We start from the raw sequence: 16293 nt of genomic DNA on the forward strand, positions 1-16293 counted from the left end.
CCGGCGGCGGGTGCGGTCGGTTTCAGAAACGGTCTGTCTGGAACTGCCCGCTCAATCCTCGTGGCCCAGTTCGCCGTTCTCTTTCTCAGCGTTCTCGACGGCCTTCCCCGCATAGTAGGTCAGGACCGCGAGCAACAGGAACATCGAGATAATCAGTGCGAACTGCATCCCGGTGAAAACGGGATCCGTTCCGAACGCCGGGAACGCGGCGAACGCGACGATGAAGAAGAAGAGAATCCCGAGCGGGATGACGTTCACGGTGAGGTCGAGCAGGGTGTCTTTTTCGAACCCGAACAGTGCCATGCCTCCCCGTTAGAACAGGCCAGTAAATAGAGTGTTGGTTTCGGTCAAACGTCCGGGTCCCCGTCTCAGGCCGCGGTCTGTTCCATTATCGAGGCGACGCCGCCCATCGCGATCATCACAGCACCCGCTGCGGCGACGGCCACCAGCCGAGTGAGGAGTGGCCCGGTCCCGACATTCGACAGCGCGATGTCGGCGACTGGGACCTGCCAGAGCGCAAACGCAGCGGCGATGACGATAAGAACTACCCCTACGCCCAGCAGGGTCGGCCACGGCCGTTCCACGTACCCGGACTCCGTGAGGATACCGGCGATACTCCCGCCAAACAGTATCAACCCGAAGACAGCCACTGGAAAGAGCCCGACGAACACGCCGATCTCTGACAGTGCTAATCCGAGTGCGACAAACAGCGGCCACGGACTCGCAGTCGGATACTGGTCGCTTAGTCCCGGCTCCTCTGCCATACCACTACTTACATTCGAATCGTCATATGTCCATCGGACCGCGCCCGTGGGCACAAACTATTTGTCCACCATCCGGCTTGGTGAGAGTAATGAGTACACACACGGTCGAACGGATCGACGGCTGGGAGTCGGTTCCGTTCGACGGCGGGTTCGCGGGCCTGCGGGACCTCGCTGGACAGGAGTTCTCCGGTGCGGTCATCACGGGTCCGACGCGCCTGTTCATGTTGAACGGGACCGTCGTCGGTGTCCTCGACGGCACCATCGAGGATTTCGAGGACGCGTCGGGAACAGCCAAGCGGTCTCCCCACGAGGCGTTGCCACTGCTTGCAGTGATGCAGGAGCGCGCCGACGAGGTGAAAGCACAGTACTACACTGAAGACACAGCGCTTGCGCAAGTCGACCAGACGCTGTCGAGCGGCAACTTTACCGGCTTTATCGAACTCTCAGAGAACGTCCTCTCGGGCGACTACTACACCGTCTATCATCAGGGCCGCTCGATGAGCGTCGCGTGGGTCGGCAACTCCGACAACCTCCTCACCGATGACGAGGCGTTCGAAACGGCCAACGACGAGGTCGGCATCTACGAGGTCATGCCGGTCGACATCGAGCCGGTCGAGATTCCAGAATCGCCGGAAGACGACGCGGACGAGCAGTCGGCAGACCCATCGGCTACCGGTGTCGATCCGCTCGAGGCAGGTGACGAGACGGTTGTCGCCGATGACCCGGCCAACGCTGGGACGGTAGATAACACGCCGCCCGAGGTGTCAGAGCCGGACGAACCGATACGGGACGACGCCAGCAACGAACCGGCGGAGACGCGACCGGAGACACTCGAGAACAGCGGAGCCGACGAAACCGACGATACCGGGAAGACTCAGGCCGCGGCAGAGTCGACAGCGGACCGTGGTCCCGCAAGCAGCGGCCCACCGGGATCGAAAGTCACTGGTGCGACTCCGGGCCGGTCCCGCCGTGGTTCCGAGTCGGATGCACAACCGAACGGGGACGAGAAGCCGGATGCGGACAGCCGACCCGAGACCGAAACGACCGGTCGGGCGACGACAGGCACCGACACCGCGACACAGACAGAACCCGAGGATAATGCCACCGAGCGAGGGACCGAGGTGCGTGAGGCTGCCGCGGAGGCCGAACCGAAGCGGCCGTCGACCGAGTCGTCACAGACGCAAGAAGCCCAGCAGGCGAGCGACCGCAGTTCGCCGACACAGAGCGACCAGACGGCCCCGACAGGCCATCGCGCCGACCCTCCCGAATCGAAACCGAGACAGAGCGCGGAGGCACAGCCGTCACAGGCACAGCCCGGGACTGGAGCGGCAACTCCGACACCGGACGCCGGTTCTGGCGGATCAAGCGCGGACCTCGAAACGCGTTCGGTCCCGTCGCTGGACCCGAACAAGTCCGGCGGTGCACAGGAAAGCACGACGACCAGCGTGTCACCCGCCCAGACGCCGCCGACAGGCGGACAGCAGGTATCGACGCCACGACGCGACCAGCCAGCACAGGACGACTCGACACCGTCGACCGAATCCAGTGTGCAAGGACCAACACCGGCTCAGGAGACCCATAGCACAACTACACAGGACACACAGTCGGCCGAGACACCCCAGCCCCAGCCTTCGACAGGGGACCAGCGACAGTCGCCTGCCGACGAAGAGCCGTCACCGCGCGAGCGGGAGCGCGTTGCAGAACTCGAATCCGAACTCGAACAGCGAGCCGAGACGGTGTCGGACCTCGAATCTGAGCTTACAGATCTTGAAGCCACGAATCAGGAGCTTCGGGACGAGCGCGACCGGTTGGAGTCAGAGCTAGCCGATGCGCGGGCCGAAATCGACCGGCTGGAAGAACAACTCGACGAGCAAAACAACACCGCCGTAGAGGGCACACGGCTCAGTGCCGGCGAGGCGATAAACGGGACGAACCTCTTCGTCAGGTACAACTCGAAGGGCAAGGCAACACTGGAGGAGGCCAGAGACGGCGATGCGAGCCGCGAGGATGTCGAGGCGAACCTCAGACTGGAGTACCACACGCAGTTCGAAGCCGAGGGTGCAACGGTCAACGGAACGCCATTCGAGGAGTTCCTCGAAGACAGCATCCAGTACCGCTTTGTCAACTGGCTCATCCGGAACCTCCTCTACGAGATCCGGGACACCGGACACGCGGGAGCGATGAAGGACCTCTACGAGGGACTGCCAGCTATCGACCGCGCCGAACTGAACGGCAACGTCACGGTGACCTACACGGAGGACGGACAGGAGAACCGCTCACAGGAGCAGTTCGACGTCGTCGTCCGCGACCGGATGGGGAATCCGCTGGTCGTCGCAAACATCAACGACTCGCGCGAACCGGCCTCCGAGGGCCAGATGTCGGACCTCATCCGGAACGCCGAGCGGGTCGGCAACGCCTCTGGGTCGCTTGCATCGGCGTTTCTCGTCACGAGCAGTTTCTTTGAGCCGGGCGCGCTCGAAACCGCCGAAGACGCCACTTCCAGCGGGCTGTTCAGCCGTGATAAGCGGAAGAGCTTCGTGAACCTCTCGCGTAAGGAGGGGTTTCACCTCTGTCTGTTAGAAGCGAGAAACCAGGAGTTCCACCTGGCGGTCCCGGAACTCTGAGAGAGAAGCTTAGCCTTCGATTTCGGCCGCGTCTTCGATCTTCATACCTTCGAGCTTGTCGATGATTTCGTCGACCTTCTCGTCGAGGTCGTCGACGAACTCACCGGTCTGTTCGGTCGTGATCGCACCCTGGCTGGAGGGCTCGATGAGGTTCTCCTCTTCGAGGACGCGCAGGGAGTAGCGTACCTTGTGGTGTGGGTAGCCGGTTTCGTTGGACATCTTCACGATACCGATAGGCTCGTTCTCGATAACCATGCGAAGCACCTGCAAGTGGCGCTCCAGCATGTCAACTTCCTTTTCAAGCCTGTCTATCATGGCAATTGTTAACTTGTGTTTGCGGTATTTAAAGGTTCTCCCTCGGCGAATCGCTACAACGTTGATACGTTCGAACAGGGGTGTCTTAAAACCGTCGTAACGGTTCACATGGGTACTGCTCACGAGCGTGAGTTCCGGACCGTAATCTGTTTATCACGGTGGCTGGAAGGTGCGTGCGATGACCGTAACCATCGTCGGCTCACAGCTCGGCGACGAAGGGAAGGGCGGCATCGTCGACCTGTACGGCGACGACGTGGATGTCGTCGCGCGCTATCAGGGCGGCGACAACGCCGGCCACACCGTCGTCCACGAGGGCGAGGAGTACAAGCTCTCGCTGGTTCCGAGCGGAGCCATCCGCGGCAAGGTCGGCGTACTCGGCAACGGGTGCGTCGTCAATCCGCGAACGCTGTTCGACGAGATCGACACGCTTCAGGAACGCGGCCTCGAACCGGACGTCCGCATCGCCGAACGAGCACACGTCATTCTCCCGTTCCACCGCGTGCTCGACGGTATCGAGGAGGAACTAAAGAGCGAAACGGATGACGAAGTCGGGACGACAGGCCGGGGTATCGGCCCGACCTACGAGGACAAGGCCGGTCGCCGCGGCGTCCGCGTCGGCGACCTGCTTGACCCGGACGTGCTCCGGGAGCGCCTCGAATACGTCGTTCCGCAGAAGCGAGCCGTCGTCGAAGACGTGTACGACCTCGACGTCGATGACCTCGACGACCCGGACGCCTTCGATGTGGACGCCCTCTTCGAGGAGTTCCGCGAGTTCGGCCGCCGCTTCGAGGCCGAGGACATGACCGTCAACGCTGGAGCCTTCCTCAGCGCGACCATTGACGAAGGCCAGAACGTCATGCTGGAGGGCGCACAGGGGACCATCATCGACATCGACCACGGGAACTACCCCTACGTCACGTCATCGAACCCGACGGCCGGCGGCGCGGCGACCGGGACCGGACTCAGCCCCGGCGTCGTCGGCGACGGCGAAGTTATCGGTATCGTGAAGGCGTACCTCACCCGCGTCGGGAGCGGCCCGCTGCCGACCGAACTCGGCGGCGTCGTTGGCGACACGCCCGGCTACGACGAGCAGGGCGAAGGCGAGAACGAGGAGCTGGCGAACTACATCCGCGAGGAAGGCGGCGAGTACGGTACTGTCACCGGTCGACCGCGACGTGTCGGCTGGCTCGACCTGCCGATGTTGCGCCATTCGACGCGCGTGTCCGGCTTTACCGGAATCGCCATCAATCACCTCGACGTGCTCGCCGGCCTCGACGAAGTGAAGGTCGGCCACACGTACACGCTCGACGGCGAGGAGCTGGCGTCGATGCCCGCGACCACCGAGCAGTGGAAGCGGTGTGAAGCCAACTTCAGGTCATTCGACGGCTGGCCCGAGGTCGACTGGGCGGACGCCGCCGACGAGGGGTACGACGCACTGCCGGAGAACGCGAAAGCCTACGTCGAATACATCGAGTCCGAACTCGACACGCCGGCCTACGCCATCGGCGTCGGCCCCGGCCGCGGCGAAACTATCGTCCGCGAGCATCCGTTCTAACGGGCTTTCCCGCCTAATTCGACGTTTGAGTGCTCACCTACCGTTGCCCAGCGACGGGGCGACACCCACTGGGAGAGCGGCAGACTTTTGCGACCGCCGGTCTTGACTGAATGTATGAAAGAGGACCTGATGGAAATTATTTGCTGCCCTCTGGACAAGCACGACCTCGACCTCGAAGTGACGGAGCGCGACGACGGCGAGATCATGTCGGGCGAACTCGTCTGTACCGAGTGTAGCGAGACGTTCCCCATCGAGGACGGGATTCCGAACCTCCTCCCGCCGGACATGCGCGACGAGGCACCGGCCTGAACCTTTTTTTCCTCGCACCGCGGAGTCACGTCCGTGCCTGACTCCCTGCCCGTGCACCTCAATCGGACGGACATCCACAGTCTGGAAGTGCCAAACGAGTTCGACGCGACAGGGAGTTTCGACGTACAGTTAGTCAACCACGGCGAGGCACTGCACGCCCATCTTCACCTCGACGACTCGCTCTCTTCTGTCGCATCTCTCGACGCCACGAATCACCACGTGCGGGCCGAGACCGACCGACTGGTCAGGGTGACCGTCGACGGTGATGGACCGGTCCGTGGCAAGCTGAAAGTCGTGACAGGCTACGGTGCCGAGACCCGGTACATCGACATCTTCATTCCGGAGGGCGGGACCGAGAACGAACCGGTCATCGTCGACGACGAGCTGTCGAAACCACAGCCGAAACCAGCTACGGAGTCAGAACCCAGCCTCGAAGACCTGTCCGCGGGGCCGCTACTGGCGGCTGGCGGCTTCACGGTCCTGATTGCGGGACTCATCACGATGGTACTCACCGGGAACGTGCTGTTGACCGTCGGCGCAGCCCTCGCGGTCACAATCGCGCTGGGACTCCTGTCCGTCGCAGTCCGCTCGTCCTGAAACCCGGTTACTGTTCCGTCTCGACGCCGCCGAGGTTCCCATCCTCATCGAACAGCTTCGCCCGCAGGAACCGCGTCCGGTACCGGTTGGCTCCCTCGTAGATGTCGGCCTCACGGATGTCCTCGGCCTCGCCGTCGGCCACGGCGTCGATGATATCCTCGATCTGTTCTTTCTCGCTGGGGGTGAGTTCGAACTCGTAGGTCTGGGTACCCTCGCCTTCGAGTTTCGTCCACTGGCGTGCGCCAGCGATGACCAGCGAACAGGGTTCACGACAGGGGAACGTCCCCGATCCGCCGTCCACGTCGAGGTCTGTCTCGTCGTCGTACTGCCACTCTCGACGCTTGAGACACTGGGAATCGTCACAGCAGGCCTCGGCGACCCAGTTGACGTGTTCGTAGCCGTCGCCGCGGTCCCAAGTCTTGACGACCCCGTAGATTCCCGTCTGACGGTCGACAGTGTCTCGCCAGTGGGTCACGTCGAGTTCGCCTTCCCGCTCGCGGTGCCAGTTCGCAATCGTGGCCGGATAGAACGTGTCGACCGTCGTGACAAGCTCGGCCGCCGATAGCTCGGGGAACGCCCAGCCGGTCTGGAGTGACGGTGCGGTCTTGAGCGGGCGGTAACCGCCGTCGTCGTCGTGTTTCGCGATTTCGCGAGCCTCCAGCGGGTCCTCGTATGTGTCGAGGTCTGCAACAGGCGTTCCGTCGTCGTCGGCGTGGCGAAGCTCGTACACCCGGCTTCCTTCGTCGGTCAGTGTCACGGAGACCAACAGCTCTCCCCATGTTGTGGTGATTCCGTCCTGAAGGCGGTCGTACCGGTCGGGGACTGACGCCTGCTCTGCCGCTTCGAGCCACCGGAGGAAGGCCCACCGTGACTCGGTCTGTGGGGCGGTCGCGTGCCAGAAGTACCAGTTCGAGATGTACTCGGGGTACGACGATGACAGGGCGTCGAGGTCCGCGATAGTCGTCGGCTCGGAGTCCTCGGCTGTCTCGACGGCGTATCGCTCACCCTCGACCGCTGCCTCGATGCCGTCGAACGCGATGCCGTCCGACGCTGCCTCGGCGAACGCCTCGATACGGGTGTCGTCCATACCCTCGCCGTAGGTGTTGGACCGGGAAAAGTCGCCTGTTCCGGCAATCAGAGCGGCGATAGTTCCATGACCGCTAGTATTATATTTTAGGGAAGTGGGGCGTAATTCATGGAATATTCGTGGAGACAGTCCACGCCCGGGGGTGGACGGCGTGGACTGGCCGACTGATCGGGGGTTGCAGGTCCGGATGGGCGTAGCTGTTGTCTTGGTAGGGCTTCTCCCGGTTGGCTTCGTCTATGCGGGCCTCGCTGCGATGAATACGGCCGGGATATGGCTGGCGAAACTGGCAACCGACTGGGTACTCGCCGGCCGGTTCTACCTTGAGCCGTGGCTGGTCGTCGGTGTCGTGCTCGTGGGCTTTGCCACACAATTCACTGTTGGGGACACCATCGCCCTGCAGGCGCTTGACGCCCGTCCTGTCAGTGCGGATGACAGACCTGCTCTTGTCGACAGTGTGGCGAGACTGTCGCAGTCGGTCGATCTTCCGACACCGTCAATCGCCGTCGCAGACAGCGATGCGCCGAACGCCTTCACCGTCGGCGGGAGAACCGAGAACGCGACGCTGGTAGTGACAACTGGCCTGCTTGACGTACTTGACGCCACGGAGCGAGATGCGGTCATCGCTCACGAGCTCGCACACATCAAGAATCGCGATGCGACTGTGATGTCGCTTTCCTATCTTCTCCCCTCGTTTACTTACAGTCTTGCCGGAGGGACTCTGGGACTGCTTCAGGCTATCCCCGGTGCATTTACCGGCTTCCATCACACGGACAGCGACAGCGCCCGGAGCCTCCTTCTCGGTGTGGTCATCCTGACTGTCAGTGCGCTGCTCACACTCGCTATCTCCGCCGTCTTCTGGCTCGCCAGTGTCACGCTGTTTCGCGTGCTCTCCCGATACCGCGAGTACGCAGCCGACCGCGGTGCCGTCGCTATTACCGGTGACCCGGCGGCACTCGCAAGCGCTCTGGAGACTATCGACACCGAACTGACGGCAGCGCCGGACCGCGACCTCCGGGCGCAGGACGGTGGCCTCGGTGCGCTCTGTATTGCGCCTATCGACGACACGCAGTTCGCTGACGACCCCGATCTGGTCGCCAGCGACGTGTTCCCCGAAACGCATCCACCGACCGAGGCCCGTATCGAACGTCTAGAAGAGATGGCCGGGGCGGGCACATTATGACAGCGTACAGCCGTCGGACAGTTCTGGCGGGCCTCACCGGCGTCATCGGGTCGCTCGCAGGATGTGGCTATCGCCCGGGCCCGGGCGACAAGAAGTGGGAAACAGCCGACATTGGCGGCCGCCTCGTCACGCTGGTGGACGGGACGCTGTTCGAGGTGACCTTCGAGACGACGGACCTCCTCGACGACGCCAAGACTGGCGAAGTCGCACGGTACAGTACTTCTGACGGCTCCCGGTCGGGCCGGTTTGAGGTAACAGGCGTCGTGAGTGACTGGGCCAGTGACGGCACCCAGCTCTATCTCGGGACAGCAACGGGACGTGTCGTCGCAGTGGCCGGCGACGGACGGTCGTGGACGACAACCGTCCCGGGCCCGGTATCGAGTATCGCCGCCGCTGACGACCGTGTGTACGTCGGGACCGAGCGCGGCACCCTCCGCGCGTTTGACACAGCCGACGGGACCGAACGCTGGTCGAAGTCGCTGGCAGTCCCCGTGGAGCCATCAGAGAGCGAGAGCCCGACCCTCGGCGCGGGAGCCGACGGGCTCGCCGTCGACTGGGGAACCGGCGACGAATACCGACTCAGCGTGTATACGCCTGCTGGAGCCAGTCGGTGGAGTCATCCCCTTCAGCGCAGTCTCAACGGTCGGCCGCACGTGCACGGTGAGACCGTCTACGTTCGCTCGGAGCACCTTCGGGCGTTCGACCGTGTCTCGGGATCGCGTCGCTGGGTGAACGAGGAGATCAGCATCCCGGACGGGCCGTTACGGTTCAGCGCTAGCGGTGAAATTATCTACGTTCCGGAGCGACACGCACTGCTCGCTGTTTCCACTGCTGATGGCGAAGAGCAGTGGCGGTTTGGCGACCAGCGGTTGGCGGGCATGGAGCGGGGGCGATCTGCATACGAGACAGATGTCGGGGCTACCGGTGCGGTTCCGGCCCCGGACGACGGCTCAGTGTTCCTCAACACGAAACACCACGGCCTGTTTCAGTTCGGTGAGGACGGCAGCCTTCACTGGCATGAGCCACGTCTCGACTTCAGTTTTCTCTATGCTATCACAGAACAGGCGATACTCCACTCGGGCACCGAGGCAATCGTTGCCCGGTACCGCTAGTCACCCGTTGCGGGGTTCGCACCGCCGGTCTCCTCGCGAACCTGCTCGATGGCGCTGCGCACGTCGGCCCCGGCATCGGCTGCCCGTTCGAGGACCACATCAGCAGTCAGCGGCTCTGTGCCGACCGCGCCGGCGTACCAGATGTCGTGGCCCTCGACGGTTGTCGGTACGTCGTAGCCCGTCCGGTAGTCGTCAGTCAAGCCCATGTCCTCGGGGATATCCTCCTGCGTGTGGAAGCCGTCGGCGATGAACAGCGGCACGACGACGATATCTTCGCTCTCGAAGTAGTCCGCGACGTCGTCGACCTCGGGGTCCTCGTCCATGAACAGCGACTGCACCTCGTCGAAGCGGTCCCGCTCGCGGATGCGGTCGGCGTGGTACTGGATGGCCTTCGCGGAGTTCTCGTTTCGCTCCGTGCCGTGGCCGACGACAGCGAGGCCGAACCCTTCACCGACATCAGGGTCTCCGGTGACGGACTCGGCCCGCTGGACGATGACATCGCTCATCGAGTCGTGTGTCCCGACCGGGCCACAGTAGTGGACCGTCTGGCCCGTGTCTTCGGCGGTCAGCGTCGCGTTGGTCGCGCTCGTCCCGTCGGAGTCCCACAGCTCGGGGTCCCAGTCCTCAAGTCGGAACTCCCGGGGGATGACCTGCTCGGTGAAATACCCCTCCGAGATGAACAGCGGGATCAGATACACCTCGTCGGCGTCGACGGTCCGCAACGCCTCCCGGAACGACGGTTCCTCCTTCCAGAAGGACTCACGGACCTCGGTGAACGCGCCGGTCGCCCGAATCGTGTCGGCGTGGTTGTAGGTGGGCGTACTCGACTCGGCGTTCAAGTGGGAGCCATGAGCCGCGATAACGAGTGCTTCGTCCATAGCCACTGGTTGGTGCGAGCCGTCCTTAGGGCCTTCGTTGGCCTGCACGGATAGCCGGCAGGCTGTTCACTGTTGAACTCCGGAAGTGTGTAGTTGCTGACCGATGCTGCCCGATCACAGCCCGAACAGGAGGACGTAGAACAACAGTCCGGCTGCTGCCAGCAGTGCGGCGTGTCCCAGCGCGCCAGCAGCGACAACAATGCCACCAATGACTCGTTCCGCCGGTTCCAGAGGCTGTCCGAAGGCCTGCCGTTCGCGTTGTGCAATAGCCATTGTCCTTTCCTCATGTAGAGAGTGGGCATCCAGAGACACAATCCCCCCTGACTGTTCTCACTTGCTGGGAGCAGGCCACAATTCTGCGGGTCCAGCGCGTCCGTCCCGTTATTATGGCGGGACGGAACAGACACCGCTGACACTCTGCTCAGTAGAACCGCATCGCTCGTATCGATGGAACCGCTTTTGGCCGCGCCGTTCGTGCCTGACGCCAATGTCACTCGCAGCCGCGACCAGAGACGCCGTCCGCGAGCGCCCGTTTCTCTACGACGCACTTCGGGCCGGGATCGTCAACTACACGGCCGCTGCGCGCACGCTCGACATCGACGGTGAGGCGGAAGCCATCGCGACTGCGCTCCGTCGGTTCGCCGAGGAACTGGAAGACGCTCCGACACACGACAGCGACGCTCGCGTATCGATGCAGAGCGGGCTCGGGCAGGTCGAGACGACCGACGCCGGGACGGATGCCGTCCTCGAAGTCGGCGGTACTGCCTTCGCCGAGGACGCTGGCTCGCTGACCGGCATCGTCGCCACCGGCGACCTGTCTCCGTCGGCGCTTGCCGAAGTGTTGGGACGCCTGCGAGCGACAGACGTTCCCGTTGACGCTGCCGGTGTCACCGACGACGCGCTCGTCGTAGTGGTGAGCCGCCGTGCGGGACCGGACGCGCTCCGGGTAGTCGAAGCGACAGTACAGGGATGAGTCGCCTTCCGACGGCTTAAAGCGGGCGGACACAGTTCCCCCGATAATGACGCTTCGCGTGACGAACACGTTGACCGGTGAGAAAGAGCCCTTCGAGCCGCGCGACCCAGACTCCGTGTTGCTGTACTACTGTGGGCTGACGACTTCCGACCCGCCCCACCTCGGCCACGCGCGCGGCTGGGTTCACGTCGACGTGATGGCCCGCTGGCTCGACCATCTGGGCTACGACGTCCACCACGTCGAGAACTTCACCGACGTCAACGAGAAGATCGTCGCCCGCGTCGGCGAGGACGGCGACAGCGAGGAGAGCGTGGCCCGCCACTACGTCCAGCAGGTCATCGAGGACATGCGGTCGCTCAACCTCGGCCGTGCAGAGGTGTACCCCCGCGTCTCCGAGCACGTCCCGGAAATCATTGACCTTGTCGAACGGCTTGTCGAGCAGGGTCACGCTTACGAGCAAAACGGCTCCGTCTACTTCGACGTGACCAGTTTCGAGGAGTACGGCAAGCTCTCGAACCAGTCCGTCGACGACATCGAATCACAGGGTGTGGACACCGAAGGCGAGAAGCGCCACCCGGCGGACTTCGCGCTCTGGAAGGCCGGCGGCGTCGACCCCGAGGACATCGCCGAGCACCAGCATCCCGAGGCCGCGCCGGCCGAAGAAGCCTGCCAGACCGCCCAGACATGGGAATCGCCGTGGGGTGAGGGTCGACCCGGCTGGCACATCGAGTGCTCGGCGATGTCGATGACCCACCTCGACGAGTCCATCGACATCCACGTCGGCGGGCAGGACCTCGTCTTCCCCCACCACGAGAACGAGGTGGCCCAGAGCGAGGCCGCGACCGGCCAGCAGTTCGCGAAGTACTGGCTCCACGTCCGGCTGCTGGAAACCGAGGAGGAGAAGATGTCCTCCTCACTCGGGAACTACTTCACCGTCAGCGACGCCGTCGCGGAGTTCGGCCCCGACGTGCTCCGAACCTTTCTGCTGTCGACGGCCTACACCTCGCGGGCGACCTACAGCGACGAGACCATCGCCGAGGCCGAGGAGCGCTGGGACCGACTCTCGCGGGGCTACGAGCGAGCAGTCGAAGCCTGCGACGATGTGGATGCCTACGCGAAGGTAACCGACGAGACACTTCGCGACGCCGTCGAGGACGCCCGCTCGGCGTTCGAAGCGGCAATGAACGACGACTTCAACACGCGGGAAGCGATGACTGCACTGCTTGATCTGACGGCAGCAGTGAACTCCCACCTAGATGCCCACGAGCAACGGGACTACCACGGACTCCACCGTGCCATCGAAGTGTTCGAGGAGTTGGGTGGTGGCATCCTCGGGCTGGCGTTCGGCGATGATGATAGCGGTGACGTGTCGCTTGCCGGCGACGTTGTCGATCTGGTTCTGGACATCCGTGAGCAGGAACGGGACGCCGGCAACTACGAGCGCGCTGACGAACTCCGGGACGAACTCGACGCGCTCGGTGTCGAGGTTCAGGACACCGACGACGGGCCGACATACCGGCTCTGAAGACCAGCAGAGCGGTTCGTGCCGCTCATCGCCCGTCTTTTGGAGTCCAGATAATGCCTTGAACGGCCATGTACTTTATATACTGGACACGGTGTAGGAACAACAATGCGAAAGGGGATACTCACGCTTCTTGTCGGACTACTCGTCGTCTCGTCTGGCTGCGTCGGCTTACTGACCGGGGAGACAGTCGAATTCGACTCCTCGCCCGCGTCAGTCAGCGACAGTGCACTCGAAGAAACCGGCTACGAACAGTCGATGGCAGACGAACAGACAATCGAGCGGACAGTGACCGTCGCCGGTCAGGAGCGAACGATTCGCGTCACGAACCACGTCCGGCAGTACCAGCGTGGCATCGATTTGGGGCCGGTCGGTGAAGTCAACGCCGGCAGTTTCATCGTCTTCTCGACACCCAGCGCCAGCGTTGCGGGCCAGACGCTGAACCCCGCCGCGAGCTGGTCCAACGAACGCCTTGTCGAGGAAGTCGCCAGCCGGAACGACCAGATCAACGACGTTCAGTTCCAACGGAACCGCTCGGTGGAGTCGCTTGGCGACACCCGTGAAGTATCCGTGTTCTCCGGGACGACAACCATCGAAGGTCAGGAAGTCGATGTCCTGATCCACCTCACGAGCTTCGAACACGAGGGCGACGTGGTCGTCGCCGTCGCCGTCTACCCTGAACGGATCAATGACCGGGAGAGTCCGCGAGTCGATACGCTGCTCGGCGGCCTCTCACACTCAGGGAACTGACTGCGGGGACACTGTTTTCTTCCGGGCCAGTGATGACGGAGGCATGACTCGGCTGTTTATCGTCGGCGTAGCACTCACGCTTGTCGGCATCGCCGGCTATGCCGTCGGGACGACCGTCGCCTATCCCGGCCGGTCCGCATCAGTGACGGCGGTCATGGTCGGCCTGACGGTGGCGGCCGTTGGTCACGCCACGCCGACGGAGGATACACCGTGATTTCCGCAGTGGTGTACGCCGACGGACAGGCGTTAGAGTACGAGGATTTGGCGGCTGCCCGAACCGCTGTCGGGACGACGTGGGTTCACGTCACCGATGCGACACCCGCTGAGGTCGAGGCCGTCAGCTCCGCCTTTGACCTCCACTCGCTGACTATCGAGGACATCAAGAACGATGTCCGGGCCAACGTCCAAGAGTTCAACGCCTACACGTTCGTACTCGTTAAATCCGCGTCGCTTACGCCCGGCGATACGACGTTCGACAAGGAGGTGAAAACGACGCCGCTCGGCCTGTTTATCGGCCCGGACTGGCTCGTCACGCTGTCGACGGGAGCCGTTCCGGCCGTCCAGCGGGTGATGGACGCCGTCGGCCGCGGGGACGAGCGACTCCTCCACCGCGGCCCGGATTTCACGGCCTACCGGGTCATCGACGTCATCGTCGACGCGTATTTCGACCTACTGGACGAGATCGAGACCGATATCGAGCAGATCGAGGAGGAAGTGACCACCTCCACTGACATCGAAACGCTCGAACGGATCAACGATGTCCGTCGTGACCTCCTCTCGTTCCGCAAGCAGGTCTGGCCCGCCCGCGAAGCCATCGGAGTGCTCGCCCGTGGCGATCCCAAGCAAATCCAGCCACAGACGGAGAAGTACTTCCGGGACGTGTACGACCACCTTGTCCAGATTGTCGACCTGACCGAGACGTACCGCGACCTTGTGGCGGGGGCGCGAGATATCTACCTGAACACGGTGTCTCAGTCGACCAACGAGGTGATGAAGATGCTCACCGTCGTCGCGACCATCTTCATCCCGCTAACGTTCGTGGTCGGCATCTACGGGATGAACTTCGCCGACAGTCCGTACAATATGCCGGAACTGGGATGGGCATTCGGCTACCCCGCGGTGATGATTGGGATGGTGATTGTCGTCGCTGTCTTGCTCGCTCATTTCCGTCAGCGGGGGTACCTATAGCATCAGTGGGACGAGCAACACCCCCATTAGGGTCGCCCGCCGAGCCCCGAACTTCGGGGGAAGATGACCCACCGCCGTCGCCGCCCCGAACGCTCCCACGCCGACCAGCCCCGCGAAGAGCGCGGAGAGACAAACGAGCACCGCAATCACCGACAGCGAGAGGTACGTCGGGTCCAGTCGGCCGACAATCCGGAGGTAGCGGTCGCCCAGCGTCGGAACGAGTATCGCACCGGCGATTGCGGCGATAGCGACCGCGGCGAGCAGTGCCGGCAAGACGAGCGGCACGTCGGCACGGTTGAGGGCGACGAGGACGCCGGTTCGGGGCGTTCCCAACGAGATGAGCGCGAACAGCGCAAACACTGCCGTCGCCGTATTCACGCCGCTCGTCGTCACGATGAACGCCCGCGGCCCCTGATCCGCGATGAATCCGAGCGCGAGCGTGGCCGCGATGGCACTGGAGACCCCAGGAATGTAGCCCACAGCACCCCCACAGAGCGTCCCGATGCCCGCGAGCACGCCGACCGTTCGCCGCGGCGTCGTCACCGTCGCGTCGGCCTGCGGTGGGACGCCGTCCCCTTCGATGGCAGCCAAGAGCACTGGAGCGCCGAACAGCCCCGAGAACAGCGGGACCAGCACGTCCGACACGGGCAACGCACCAGTGACAGACGCGTCCAGCAGGCCGAGGCCGAGCAGTCCGCTGGCGGCCAGCGAACACGCCGCACCGACCCGTTGGCGGTGGCCGGATTCTGTGACCACAAGCAAGACGGCGACTCCTGCGAGGAGCACTGACAGCCACGGCCGGATCAGCGGATACGCATGCTCCATTACCAGCGTGAGTGGAACCGCAAGGGGGACGGCAAACACCACGGCCAGTCCGCTCCCCAGCGCTGAGAGGCGAAGCGCCTCCCGGCCCCGTCCTTCGATGACCAGCTGGTGGCTCGGCAGCGCGCTGGCCGCCATCGCCGGGTCCGGAACACCAAGCGCCAGCGCCGGAATCACATCGAGAAAGGTGTGTGTCACACCGGCCGCCAGCATCGCGACGCCGACATAGAGCCGCGGCCCGGGCAGATCGCTTGCCGCGGCGGCGAGCAGGAGCGCGAACGTGTTTGCGTGCAGCCCCGGGACGAGCCCGCTGAGTGTTCCCAGCCCGACTCCCGCCCCAGCCGCAGTGAGTAGCGCGAGCGTCGCTGTCGGGTCGACTGCGGGGGGCCCCGGTAGCATACCGGAGCGTGGCCCCGTTCCCGTATTTGAACCTCTGTGTTTCTCGGCTCGACTATTTCTCTACAGCGTGGTGTGGCCCTACTGGGCCATGCTCGGGACAGGTGCCGGCAATCGGGGTGGCGTTGAGACAGCAGTGCCGACTGTCGGTCGCGACCAGTCCCGTCGAGAGTTCGCTCCCGCAGAGGCGACAGCGGAGAGTCGATTCAACCATACGTTGC

General features: G+C 63.7%; 19 protein-coding genes. 11 read left to right on the plus strand and 8 right to left on the minus strand.

From position 1 onward, the window contains the following. Window positions 1-51: 51 nt before the first annotated feature. Window positions 52-303, minus strand: coding sequence for a DUF6684 family protein (locus tag Har1129_RS07315; protein WP_151100060.1), 252 nt, complete (start codon window positions 301-303; stop codon window positions 52-54). A gap of 65 nt (window positions 304-368) precedes the next feature. Then, complete coding sequence (locus tag Har1129_RS07320) at window positions 369-764, minus strand: hypothetical protein (RefSeq protein WP_151100061.1); 396 nt, start codon at window positions 762-764, stop codon at window positions 369-371. Window positions 765-853: 89 nt separating this feature from the next. On the opposite strand from Har1129_RS07320, the gene Har1129_RS07325 reads away from it, so the two are divergent. Next, a complete protein-coding gene (locus Har1129_RS07325; RefSeq protein ID WP_151100062.1) occupies window positions 854-3388 on the plus strand; it encodes a hypothetical protein in 2535 nt (844 codons plus the stop codon). A 9-nt stretch (window positions 3389-3397) separates the two neighbouring features. On the opposite strand, the gene Har1129_RS07330 is transcribed toward Har1129_RS07325, so the two are convergent. After that, window positions 3398-3703, minus strand: a complete 306-nt coding sequence (locus Har1129_RS07330; RefSeq protein ID WP_004516266.1) for a hypothetical protein — start codon at window positions 3701-3703, stop codon at window positions 3398-3400. Between the two features lie 178 nt (window positions 3704-3881). Between Har1129_RS07330 and Har1129_RS07335 the strand changes: the two genes are divergently transcribed. The 3 genes from Har1129_RS07335 (at window position 3882) to Har1129_RS07345 (ending at window position 6164) form a co-directional block, all read left to right on the plus strand. Next, window positions 3882-5258 carry an adenylosuccinate synthase gene (locus tag Har1129_RS07335; protein ID WP_151100063.1) on the plus strand — a complete coding sequence of 459 codons (1377 nt, stop codon included), beginning with the start codon at window positions 3882-3884 and terminating at the stop codon, window positions 5256-5258. A gap of 114 nt (window positions 5259-5372) precedes the next feature. Then, entirely contained in the window at window positions 5373-5567 is a 195-nt protein-coding gene (locus Har1129_RS07340; protein WP_151100064.1) for a methytransferase partner Trm112, read from the plus strand. Window positions 5568-5600: 33 nt separating this feature from the next. After that, the gene (locus tag Har1129_RS07345; protein ID WP_225307779.1) at window positions 5601-6164 is read left to right on the plus strand and encodes a hypothetical protein; all 564 of its coding nucleotides are present in this window, start codon (window positions 5601-5603) and stop codon (window positions 6162-6164) included. 7 nt (window positions 6165-6171) lie between these two features. On the opposite strand, the gene Har1129_RS07350 is transcribed toward Har1129_RS07345, so the two are convergent. Then, window positions 6172-7251, minus strand: a complete 1080-nt coding sequence (locus Har1129_RS07350; protein ID WP_151100065.1) for a DR2241 family protein — start codon at window positions 7249-7251, stop codon at window positions 6172-6174. Window positions 7252-7438: 187 nt separating this feature from the next. On the opposite strand from Har1129_RS07350, the gene Har1129_RS07355 reads away from it, so the two are divergent. Continuing rightward, window positions 7439-8431, plus strand: coding sequence for a M48 family metalloprotease (locus Har1129_RS07355; protein WP_151102110.1), 993 nt, complete (start codon window positions 7439-7441; stop codon window positions 8429-8431). Beyond that, window positions 8428-9543: a PQQ-binding-like beta-propeller repeat protein gene (locus tag Har1129_RS07360; RefSeq protein ID WP_151100066.1), complete on the plus strand. Its 1116-nt coding sequence runs from the start codon at window positions 8428-8430 to the stop codon at window positions 9541-9543. The genes Har1129_RS07355 and Har1129_RS07360 overlap by 4 nt, the downstream gene beginning before the upstream one ends. On the opposite strand, the gene Har1129_RS07365 is transcribed toward Har1129_RS07360, so the two are convergent. After that, window positions 9540-10421 carry a CbiX/SirB N-terminal domain-containing protein gene (locus tag Har1129_RS07365; RefSeq protein ID WP_151100067.1) on the minus strand — a complete coding sequence of 294 codons (882 nt, stop codon included), beginning with the start codon at window positions 10419-10421 and terminating at the stop codon, window positions 9540-9542. The genes Har1129_RS07360 and Har1129_RS07365 overlap by 4 nt on opposite strands. A gap of 114 nt (window positions 10422-10535) precedes the next feature. Continuing rightward, entirely contained in the window at window positions 10536-10694 is a 159-nt protein-coding gene (locus tag Har1129_RS20510) for a hypothetical protein (RefSeq protein WP_191906126.1), read from the minus strand. A gap of 214 nt (window positions 10695-10908) precedes the next feature. Here Har1129_RS20510 and Har1129_RS07370 point away from each other — a divergent pair, with 214 nt between their 5' ends. From Har1129_RS07370 to corA, 5 genes are all read left to right on the plus strand, one after another. Then, complete coding sequence (locus Har1129_RS07370; RefSeq protein WP_151100068.1) at window positions 10909-11394, plus strand: hypothetical protein; 486 nt, start codon at window positions 10909-10911, stop codon at window positions 11392-11394. Window positions 11395-11440: 46 nt separating this feature from the next. Next, window positions 11441-12919 (plus strand): cysteine--tRNA ligase, encoded by a 1479-nt coding sequence (gene cysS / locus Har1129_RS07375; protein ID WP_151100069.1) that lies wholly within the window; start codon window positions 11441-11443, stop codon window positions 12917-12919. A gap of 105 nt (window positions 12920-13024) precedes the next feature. Next, window positions 13025-13666 (plus strand): DUF6517 family protein, encoded by a 642-nt coding sequence (locus Har1129_RS07380; RefSeq protein ID WP_151100070.1) that lies wholly within the window; start codon window positions 13025-13027, stop codon window positions 13664-13666. 43 nt (window positions 13667-13709) lie between these two features. Beyond that, window positions 13710-13880, plus strand: a complete 171-nt coding sequence (locus Har1129_RS20515; RefSeq protein ID WP_191906125.1) for a hypothetical protein — start codon at window positions 13710-13712, stop codon at window positions 13878-13880. Next, complete coding sequence (gene corA / locus Har1129_RS07385) at window positions 13877-14854, plus strand: magnesium/cobalt transporter CorA (protein ID WP_151100071.1); 978 nt, start codon at window positions 13877-13879, stop codon at window positions 14852-14854. Before Har1129_RS20515 ends, corA begins: the two co-directional genes overlap by 4 nt. On the opposite strand, the gene Har1129_RS07390 is transcribed toward corA, so the two are convergent. Continuing rightward, window positions 14849-16075 (minus strand): tripartite tricarboxylate transporter permease, encoded by a 1227-nt coding sequence (locus Har1129_RS07390; RefSeq protein ID WP_151100072.1) that lies wholly within the window; start codon window positions 16073-16075, stop codon window positions 14849-14851. The genes corA and Har1129_RS07390 overlap by 6 nt on opposite strands. 52 nt (window positions 16076-16127) lie before the next feature. Beyond that, window positions 16128-16286 (minus strand): hypothetical protein, encoded by a 159-nt coding sequence (locus Har1129_RS20520; RefSeq protein WP_191906124.1) that lies wholly within the window; start codon window positions 16284-16286, stop codon window positions 16128-16130. Window positions 16287-16293: the final 7 nt, after the last annotated feature.

It is taken from the genome of Haloarcula sp. CBA1129 (genome assembly GCF_008729015.1).
Taxonomy (GTDB): Archaea; Halobacteriota; Halobacteria; order Halobacteriales; family Haloarculaceae; genus Haloarcula.